The 3,590-nt window shown below is 48.2% G+C and carries 2 protein-coding genes and 1 pseudogene; all 3 read right to left on the bottom strand.

Translation table 11 applies throughout. The features are described 5' to 3' along the window. Positions 1–278, bottom strand: a 278-nt coding sequence (locus QMC96_13160; GenBank protein ID MDI6877703.1) for a hypothetical protein, incomplete at its 3' end; no start/stop codon positions are given. Between the two features lie 1,265 nt (positions 279–1,543). Continuing rightward, a complete protein-coding gene (locus QMC96_13155; protein MDI6877702.1) occupies positions 1,544–2,320 on the bottom strand; it encodes a glycosyltransferase family A protein in 777 nt (258 codons plus the stop codon). Positions 2,321–2,696: 376 nt separating this feature from the next. Then, positions 2,697–3,590 (bottom strand): annotated as a pseudogene (locus QMC96_13150) (IS5 family transposase).

Raw genomic sequence — 3,590 nt, 5'->3', positions numbered from 1 at the left:
GTCCCCAGACGGACCAGCCGCATGAGGTGCCGGTTCTTCTCGATCCGGTTCCGCAACGGCTGGACCGCGACGCCTCCCGGTCGGATATACTCGCTCCGCACCACGTTCTCGTCGTGATGGGCAATCTCCGGGTTGGCTGCCGTCAGGACGGTCGGCTGCCATCCCGCAGCGGGGAGGTATCTGAACAGGCCCTGCATCCGGGTAGGCCTCCAGGGCTGCGCGGATGCGAACTCCTGTTTTCCGTCGAAGTAAAACGTGATGATCAGCACTCTTCGCATAAGGCTGCTCTTCTTGTGTCAACGTCATGAGAGTAAAGAAGAATAAATGTATTGCGCCGAATAACTTACCCCTATCTGCCAGTTGTAAAAGTCCAGCATTTCGCAGATTTGTTTTTTAATAAAAGGTTGAGTTAGCAAGGAAAAGGGTGATGGCAGAGCAGTCCTTTGATCGTCTCTACTTGAACTAGCTGCTCAGTATTCAGCCGGAGAGCCTCAAGACGAAGAAATGCGAGGAACGAGAGGAGGATTGCCCTCACTGGATATTTTCCTCTATAGACACCACACGATCCCGCAACACTGTTTGATTCTCTGATTATACTCCTCAATGGTTTATCCATAATCCCTGCATGCGTTCTGGTCTGATGCAGTGGCATTGAGAAGATCGGCTGCCCAATACTCGATATCTCCCGCAGCACGGACCATTTTAACACCTTGATGAAACCGTACTGTCGCAGGAGGACCAGCCGTCCCTCGGTCAGGATCTTTACCTCAGCGATGGGGCGATTGTAGGTGTGATCCGAATCCACAAGGCGGTTGGACTTGAGCAGGTTAAACCAATGTTATCCCATGAGAGCGAGTCCATTTCAGGTTCTAGATGATTGCACCCCACGAATCGATAAGAACACACTACGAGTGTAACTTCCATTCTACGGACCACACAGACCATACCCGGAGCTGGTCGTTCTTGGTCTTTTCGTCCTTCTCCGGTGGAATAGATCCGGTTATTCAAAGGAACCATGGCGATTCCATCCGCCGTTGGTCGAGATCAGGTTGCTCCCCCTATATACTACTTGGTGATGATTTCTGTTCCAATGCCGGTTGACCAGATCCATATGGTGTGGATACGATTTGTAGAGGGTGCTGTAATCGAGACCTATATGCCTGCATCGAATCGTACAAACAGTTATGCCGCTCCTTAGAGCGCGTCTCCGAGTGTGGAGGCTGCGGCTCCAACGTACTCTTGACGAACTATGGGCGATACGTTCAGATGCTGTAGGGAGTCACCAAGACGCTTTGGTACAAAAACAGGCCCAATAAACAGCGATGAGAGTTGATGAAATCATTCCGGGTGCACTTGAGAGGGTTCGCACCTGTCCTGTCTTCATTCATGGATTGTTACGTTCTTGAGTGAGTTCTATCAGATCTTCGTTTTGGGTTTTCTTCGTTTTGGGTTTATGTCAAGCGCATAAGTCCTACAATATTGGAAAATTGTTTGTATCCCCAATGAACCGTCCATGCACTTGATACAATGGTGAGGCGAGGATTTAAGTCGGTACGTCCGGATCAAGAACCTTTTTCCCAAGCTTTCGTATTGATGGAAATGCCATTGCTAAAAATAGACCGATTTTTTGCAGGACAAGGAGATATTCTCCACGAATCAAATGGACTCGCATGGTCTGTTTAAACATCGTATACTGATTTTTCATCGTCAGGTTTGAATCGCCAATCCAGACATGCGTGAGGACTTCAGGGATGAGGGCAAATTTCTTTCCTGCATTCCATAGATCGATTTCCCATCGGTAATCGTCGGATGCCTTGAGTCGTTCATCGAAGAGTATGGTGGCATTCCGCCGTACCAGGAATGAGGAGAAACCTCCCGGACAGGTGAAAGGTACCGGAATCCTTTCGGTATCGTGCCCGAATACCTCTGAAAGTCTCCCACCGCGCCACATCCCTGATAAAGTGTAACAAATATCCACATGGGGGTGGTTCTGCATGTATCTGACCTGTTGGGCAAGTTTATCCAATTCCCACCAATCGTCGGCATCGCAAAATGCGATATATTCCCCTTTTGCAAGGTTTATTGCATGGTTGCGGGCTTTTGCGGGAGAGGATTTGCCTGTACGGAATACAATGGTAAGGTCGTTTATTCCGAGGGCCTCGTATTCTTTCAGAATATCACAACTACGGTCTTGTCCCTGATCAGCAATGACGATGATCTCCTTGTTATGATATGTCTGGTTGATCAGGGAATCCATACAACGGTTAAGGTACTTTTCTGCATTGTATACCGGGACTATTATACTCACCCGCTCATGCATAGTATCTCCTCCTTTAATGATGCCCCTGGATACCAAACGCTATCGATTGCGATTATCCATGATTCTCTGACTACTCCTTTCACAATAAGAATATCTAAATCGGACATAAAAATACCTCAGAATACCTTATGCAAAAAATCAGATCCATGTTTTTGCTTGATCATACAATACGTTCTTGTTTTGATCTTTAGTTTCTGGTCCTTTAAATAGCAATGCTTTCTGTGATCCTATCTGAGATACCCATTCAGGCTGGAAGCATAGAGCAAGGTAAACGATTCGTTGTGATATTTATGATCCACGAAGTGAAGGAAAAACCATCAATTTTCACCGCCGAGGCAGCCTGCGATTCGTATGCGATCTAAAGATGTAACCGAACTTAGGCCTTGTAGAAATCCTCAATGATAACAACAATAAAGATTTTCTTAATCCACCGGTCTAGGTTGTAGATAAGGATCTTGACCTTGATCTCTTTGACCTGGCACCGGAATCTTCGAGCCTTCAGGCTCTCCCCGAACCGTCTCTTGAGGACGGAGAAGGCGGTTTCTACAAGGTTTCTCTGGTGATAGAGGGTTTGATCGAAGGTATTGGCGATCTCCCGCCGATACCTCCCGTGAATTCGTTTCCGCCTCCGATCCCGTACCGGAATTAGGGATTCAGACTGTAACCGCTCTCGGATCAGAACATGGAGATCCTCAGAATCGTATCCTTTGTCCATAATGTAACAGCCCGATCTTCGTGTCCGATGACAGGTCTTCAGGAGGTTCTCGGCATGGGGAACATCGTGGATCGGCTGCTGGGAACATTTGAACCCGGTGATGATCTGCCGCTCGGTATCCACGGAGATTGACGTTTTGATGTATCGTTTCCGGGTCTTTCCCGTCCTCCCGGAATAGTAGGAACTGGCATAGGAACTCGTGAACCCAGAGGAATCGATAGCGGTGATCGGGATCACTTCTCCCCAGGTATAGACGAGCAGAAGAATTCGTTTCAGGAGAATATTGAGGAAAGTGGACCGGATCCGGGGCCATGAACTTCTGGAGCGTCGTGAAATGCGGAACTTGCTGGAGATCCAGGTGTTCCTGAACCGGTGGCATCAGCTCGAGAAGCTCCGTCATATCTCGGTAATCTTCTCCCAGATATTCCTTCAACAGGAGAAGGGTCACCCGTTGGTGTTGCAGATTCGTCGGGAGTACGTGCAGGAGTAGCGAGAGATCCGAGAACTCTGTACGAGGGGATAGGCCGCTTCAAGAAACCTGATATACTTGTTGGA

The organism is Methanomicrobiales archaeon (assembly GCA_030019205.1).
Classification (GTDB): domain Archaea; phylum Halobacteriota; class Methanomicrobia; order Methanomicrobiales; family JACTUA01; genus JASEFH01.
Note: the sequence above shows the minus strand (reverse complement) of the source record. Positions and strands in the feature narration are given on the sequence as shown.